The 6,086-nt window shown below is 52.9% G+C and carries 8 protein-coding genes; 4 read left to right on the forward strand and 4 right to left on the reverse strand.

Annotated features, from left to right (window positions below; translation table 11 throughout):
• A partial coding sequence (locus L6762_RS11755; RefSeq protein WP_237187471.1) for a hypothetical protein occupies window positions 1–318 on the forward strand: 318 nt, incomplete at its 5' end.
• Complete coding sequence (locus L6762_RS11760) at window positions 315–1,328, forward strand: replication protein RepA (protein ID WP_237187472.1); 1,014 nt, start codon at window positions 315–317, stop codon at window positions 1,326–1,328. The genes L6762_RS11755 and L6762_RS11760, both read left to right, overlap by 4 nt.
• A 260-nt stretch (window positions 1,329–1,588) precedes the next feature.
• On the opposite strand, the gene L6762_RS11765 is transcribed toward L6762_RS11760, so the two are convergent.
• From L6762_RS11765 to L6762_RS11780, 4 genes are all read right to left on the reverse strand, one after another.
• Window positions 1,589–2,758, reverse strand: coding sequence for a Rep family protein (locus L6762_RS11765; RefSeq protein ID WP_237187474.1), 1,170 nt, complete (start codon window positions 2,756–2,758; stop codon window positions 1,589–1,591).
• A gap of 242 nt (window positions 2,759–3,000) precedes the next feature.
• On the reverse strand, window positions 3,001–4,239 hold the full coding sequence (locus L6762_RS11770; RefSeq protein ID WP_237187476.1) for a type IV secretory system conjugative DNA transfer family protein: 1,239 nt from the start codon (window positions 4,237–4,239) through the stop codon (window positions 3,001–3,003).
• A 143-nt stretch (window positions 4,240–4,382) separates the two neighbouring features.
• Window positions 4,383–4,736: a hypothetical protein gene (locus L6762_RS11775; RefSeq protein WP_237187477.1), complete on the reverse strand. Its 354-nt coding sequence runs from the start codon at window positions 4,734–4,736 to the stop codon at window positions 4,383–4,385.
• Entirely contained in the window at window positions 4,736–5,083 is a 348-nt protein-coding gene (locus L6762_RS11780; protein ID WP_237187478.1) for a hypothetical protein, read from the reverse strand. Before L6762_RS11780 ends, L6762_RS11775 begins: the two co-directional genes overlap by 1 nt.
• Before the next feature lie 147 nt (window positions 5,084–5,230).
• On the opposite strand from L6762_RS11780, the gene L6762_RS11785 reads away from it, so the two are divergent.
• Together L6762_RS11785 and L6762_RS11790 are read left to right on the forward strand one after the other, a co-directional pair.
• Window positions 5,231–5,800 carry a hypothetical protein gene (locus L6762_RS11785; protein WP_237187479.1) on the forward strand — a complete coding sequence of 190 codons (570 nt, stop codon included), beginning with the start codon at window positions 5,231–5,233 and terminating at the stop codon, window positions 5,798–5,800.
• Window positions 5,801–5,818: 18 nt separating this feature from the next.
• On the forward strand, window positions 5,819–6,086 hold a 268-nt coding region (locus L6762_RS11790), incomplete at its 3' end, for a helix-turn-helix domain-containing protein (RefSeq protein WP_237187480.1).

The raw sequence follows: 6,086 nt of genomic DNA on the forward strand, positions 1-6,086 counted from the left end.
ATCAAGGTCTTTGGGCCGATTGAAGATACCAAAACTAACCAGGTGCCTAAGCATGACTATGCAACGCCTAAGCATGACTACCTCAGCGAAATCGAGTTCCTGAGAGCGTTAGTAAAGCAGCAGCAGGAGACTATAGCGCAGCAGGCTAAAGCCCTGGAAATGCACTCTGAGCAGCAGAGCCAGTTAGAGGCCATGCGCCAGAGAAACCGATTTGCGGAGATTGAGGCCGAAGCAGCGCCCCAGTCTGTCCCAGTACACTCCCCTACGCCAGAGCCTGCGCCCAAAAAGCGCGGCTGGCTCAGATTGATTAGAAGATGACCAGGAAACCCTCAGCGGATAAACCAGAACCCCTATTCACTACCGACCTCACTTTAGAGCGCCGGTTTAAAAAGGCTGCCCAGAAAGCCCACCAGGAGGAACACCCCAAATTTTTCGAGAGGTACGGCTCATTCCCCACTGCCTTTATCCATACACCTCACCTACCGGTAACCCGGCCGGGCAACGACGTCGATATATGGAAACATGAGGCCAACGGCGGCAAAGTGACACTCAGAAAAGGCCTCTACATTGACCGCAACGGCGAGGAAAAAGCTGAATGGGCGTATGGTGGTATCCCCCGATACCTCCTAGCAGCTGTTATGAGCCAGGCACTACGCCAAGAGAGCCAGGGGGAAGACCCCCGGCATATTGATTTGAGCGAAACCTTGTACCGATTTATCAAAGAGCATGGACTCAGCAACTCGGGGCAAACGCGGCGAACCATTACCACTCAGCTTCAAACGCTTTTTTCGTCCCCTTTTACCTATCTCAACACCGAAAGCTACGAAAACCGGAAGCGGCTACAGCTGGCAAATGTGAACATCGCGCAAAGTATCGATATCTGGGTTCCCAACGGTGTGAGCACGGGCGAAAAGATCGAGCCGCATATCACCCTGTCAAATGAGATGATTCAGCTACTTCGAACCGGCAGCGCTGCCCCTATGAGGCTCGATATCTATGCGCAGCTCGTGAAATCACCCTTTGCAATGGACATTCTCAACTGGCTGGGCATAGTCACCTATCACCTGGCTCAAGCAAACGAAAAAGAAGCCGCTGCACTCTACGAATGGGAATACCTAAGCGCTCATTTTGTACACAATTACACCCGATTGGTTGATTTCAGGGGAGCTTTCAAGCGGGCGGTGAAGCGGATAAAGACCGATTTTTACCCTGATTTAGAGATTGATTGCGACTATCCGCACCCGGTGGATAAGCGTAAAACAGCCGTTGCCGTCTACAAGAGCAAATTATTGATACCCAAGAAACAGCAGCGCGCGCTTGGCCTCTAAGCTGTGGATAACTCGCGATATTCGGTCACACTTCTAGCGATAAAGTGTCACACTCTTTAGCGATAAAGTGTCACACTCTTTAGCGATAAAGTGTCACACTTCTAGCGATAAAGTGTCACACTTCTAGCGATAAAGTGTCACACTCTTTAGCCACTTTGGCGCAGAATCTCGCGGTTTTTGGTCGCCCTTAACTACTTAACTACTTAACTTTTAATTTAACAGGGGCAGCAGCAGGCAAGTTGTGGAGAACCAGCCAGCTTCTAACACAGAACCTCGCTTAGCCTCTCGTAAATGCTCGAAGAAGGTACCGCAACAGCCTGGGCAGCGCGGGCAACCTGAGAGAAGCGGTTAGGCCAGGGCTTATTAGAAGGGTCTACCTCATACCAGCCCCTCAACTCGTTATAGAGCATTGGGATTACCTGCATATCATCAGCAGCAAGAACCAGAGTTAGACGCCTAGCCAGCTGCCCAAAAGCGTCGCCTACTAAGGTGTCCTGCGCCCTGTAGAAACTGAGGGGGTCGTGCGGCGTAGTGAAAATGAAGAGTTCCACCTGAAGCGGCTTATCTGCGTACCGAGCAGGCGCACGACGGTCAGCGGCATAAGGATCTAGAAGCCTTTTGATATCGCTATAAGGCAGCTCAGCGGGGGCAAACTCCTCCATGATAACGACGTGTTCGCCCTTGTAAGCGTCGAAAAGACCTCTTGAGGAACCACTGATAAAAACGCTTTTACCTGTTTTCTTGGCTATCTCCTTAGCAAGCGAGGTTTTACCGGTGCCTTCACGGCCGTATATCCAGATTGCCTCTACCTGCTTGCCTGACTTGACCCACTCCTCACGCCATTTTTTCGCCTCCTGCTCAGCCTTAGCCTTCTCCAGCCGGTCGAGCTTCGGCAGCGCTTGGGCGAGCTGGGAGCCGGAGAGAACCGCCTCGACGTCCTCACGGCTCATATCCCCCTTGTAAAAGAGGTCGAGCATTGACGCTATAGAGGTCGATTTGCGGCCAGAAACTGCGCCCCGTTCCCACTCTTCAAGCGCGGCCGCATAGTCAAAATTGGCTATCACCTCGCTTGGGTCGTAGAGAGCTTTGGATTTTCTGGCCTTGTCTGTGCGGTGGCATAGGTAGGCGTAGGCGTTGCGCCAATCGCCCCGCCAAATCTCGATGTTCTGCACAGGTACACCCAGTTCTTTGGCCAGGCCGGAGACTGACCGAGGGTTCTTGAAGCTCATCGACGCATGGATATGCAAAGGCTTTCTGCTGCCGTCCGGCAACACATCGCGATCGTGAAGAATCACCCCGTACTTCTCGGGCACCGTCGCCATACCTAAAATGAGCTGCTCAACATCGGCAGGGGTCTGGAAGTTCTGAGCATGGGCAAGCTGCTGCACCAACATAAAATGCCGGTGCTTTCGAGGTTTCTGCTTAGCCATATCGGCCGCCTTTCTAGGGGTTCAGGGGGGTTGAGGGGTGCGGGGGTGCCCGCAGCCGTGGAACAGCGGAACAGCGGTGGCCGGGGTGGCAAAACAAGCCCTGCCACCCCGCAAAGCCGGGGGAATCTCGGCTAGAACCGCTGGAACAGCTGGGTTTTTATGAGCGCCTGCGGCGCTAGCTGCCCGGCTTGGCTTCGCCCGCCGGGCAGCCCCAAAGGGTGCAAAATTCCCCGCGGCCGTGCTTAGGCGGAACCGTAGGAACGGAGTAACCGGGCGAGTTCGCCGTACTCCTCGAACTCCGGGCTAGGCCGGGGGAATCTAACCGCCGTCACCTGGTCATGTACGCCGTCCGACGATGAAAACCAAGCCTCACCAGGGGCATAAATGCGGGGCGGTAGAGCCGTCAGCGCAGCCCTATCCCACATCAGCGCACCTTCATCAAGGGTTGGACGGAAGAGAATACGGGTACTGAAGGCGTCGCGCAGCATGGTCGGAAGTTGCTCAGCGTTTGCCTGTGCAATGCTGAGCATCACGAAGCACCCGGCGCTTGCTCCCATGGTCAGAATCTTGCGCAATGCGCTATCAAACTGTTCGCGGCTGTATCCGGTCATGTCCTTCGTAAGGCGAGCCGGCAGCATGCTGCGAAGGGCTACGAATTCATCGAGGAAGAGGACTGAGGGGTGCATGTCGGCGTCCCACCACTTGACCGCCCTGCCGGTCTGCTCGCTTAACTCATTGAGCACTTTCTGACGGGTGGAAATATGCTCTTGAAAATCAAGCACACCTTGCACGATTGGGTCAGGGTTCCCCGATTCATCGAGGGTCAGGACTCCCGGCAGCCGTGAAAGTTCAGCCTGTTTCGGGTCTACGATGACTACGCGGGAGCCGTGGGCGTCGGCTCCGTGGCTCAAGATTTGCAGCAGCAGGGCTATAGCCCCGGTGGTCTTGCCCGAGCGGGTCTTGCCTGCGAGCAGCATGGAGCCGGAACTGGTTAGGTCGAGGTAGGTATCTGACTGAATAGCAAGCCTAGTCACCTGCTTATGCATGAGTAAGTCAGCGGTGGAAGTAACCGTTATTGAGCGGTCTTTGACCACGTCAGCTACGGTAAAGCGTAGGTAGCTGCTGGCTATGTCAGCGTCTGGCTTAGTCGCTGCGTAATGCTTGAGGCGGCCTCGAAAGGCTGAAGAAATGGCGGACTGAGCAGCGGCAATTTTTTCCACGGTCACAGAAGCCGTGTAGATAGTCAGTAAGTAGTCCTCACCGATTTTCTTCACATGAATATGGGGCAGTGCAGCCCCCTTTTTCAGCCCCAGAGGGTTGCCGAAGCGGTGGGCATAGAGGGCTTTTCTCGCGTAGAAGTAGATAGCCCAGCGCCGAGGCAACCGGATATGCATAATGAGCGCCAGGAGAGCCACCAGGAACAGGACAACGGCGCTGTAAGCGGCGTAGCCCTGGAGCTGATAGGCGTATGCAGCTACCACGGGAACATTTAGGCCTATCTGGTGCGCTACTAGGGCAATAGCGGCGCTCAGTAACCCGATTCCCCCCGCAAGAACCCCTAATTTAGTGGTAGGGAACGACCAACGTAGGCGGGGTTCTTGCGGGGTAAAAGGCGCGATAGGCATTACTGGGCGGACTTGGTTTTCAAGACGGTGATATTTCCGGCCTTGATACTGAGATTGTTCCGGTAGTCGCCCCATACTTTGGCCTCTACATCGACGGGTGAAATGTAGTTTTCCCCCAGGTCAGGCAGCTGAGCGGCGACCTTGAAAGTGACTTTTTCAAAGCGGTTGGTGCGGGTATCACCCTCGCGGCGGGTGTAGGCGGTTTCGTCACGCATGATTACAGCCTCGACCTTGGTGCCCAAGACTTTGCCGTTTTCCTCCCAAGGCTGCTGACCGCAAGCCTGGAAGATTTTTTCTCGGGCAAAATCTTCCCAATCAAATTTCACGAACTGGTTCAGGTGCTTGAGCGGCATTAGCGGTCACCTCGTACAAAATCAGCGAAAAAGACCGCGTTCTCAGCGTGTTTGAACGATTCCAGCTCAGCAGCTACACCATTCGCAGAGATAGCCCTATATTCTTCGGTGGCTACATGCTTATGATCACCGAGACTTTCTTCATCTTCGATAGAGAACACAACTCCCCTAAAGGTCACGCTAAACGGAAAGCGGTCATTTGCACGGACAGTGTACAGATAGCAAAGGACATATTTTAGATACTGAGCACGCTCAGCTTCGGGGAGCTGCTGAATATCTTTCTTAAATTTCCAGAGGGCTTCCATGTTGAAGTCCTTTCTATGAGAGGTGGAAGCTTGTTCTTCCACACTTCCATCTTCACAGACATGTATAATTCAATCAATACCCTTAAAAATAAAGGGCAAAATAGACTAAATGCAGTTCTAGATAGACATATACAATGTCAATTTGGACAAAATACAGACACGCAAAGACAGCAGGTGAAGAAGTCAGTCATGAAGTACCTCAACACGAGCGAAATCATTACCTATATAGAAGACAGCTGGGGTGCAGCCGTCCCCAATGAGAAGAAGCGCGCAGCACTGCAAAAGAAGATTCAACGAGAACTGAGAAACAGACCGGGCTACGACGCGAGAAGGGGATACGGACTACCGGCCAATAAGGTTCAAAGCTTCGTAGTATCTCTCGCTGGTTACCTTGAGAAAAATGTCTACGAAGGCGCCCAGACGTACGAACTCACCACGATTGACCGCCAGCTGAGAGAGCATAAAAAAGCTATATCAGGCGAGTACTCCATAGAAGATTACTTCTCTGAGCCTGCCAGTCCCGAAGCTATTGCGGCGCTAAAACAGGCTGTAGAGCTAGCCCGTATCAGGAGGGAATTTCCAGATCTAGATATAGAGGCTTTCTTGCAGGATTTTGCCGTCTACGAGCTGTTGAAGGGTGAACCAGAGTCCAAAGCATACGACCAACCCACGCACGAACTCGCAGAGCTAGAACTCAAAGAACGGCTTGCAGAAGCCAAACTAGGTAATTTAAGGGCATACATGAAAAAGATGTTTTGACGGTCATAAGATAGCTATATGACTAAGCATTACTCAGTCAGTGAAGCCGCAGAATTTGCAGGGGTATCAGATAGCACGATACGCCGTCACCTCGACGACCTAAAGCCCTACGGAGCTAAGACAGTAAAGCGGAAGTGGGTCATACCCGAGAAGGCGCTTATCAAGGTCTTTGGGCCGATTGAAGATACCAAAACTAACCAGGTGCCTAAGCATGACTATGCAACGCCTAAGCATGACTACCTCAGCGAAATCGAGTTCCTGAGAGCGTTAGTAAAGCAGCAGCAGG

The sequence above is a fragment of the Rothia nasimurium genome (assembly GCF_928381705.1).
GTDB lineage: Bacteria > Actinomycetota > Actinomycetes > Actinomycetales > Micrococcaceae > Rothia > Rothia nasimurium_G.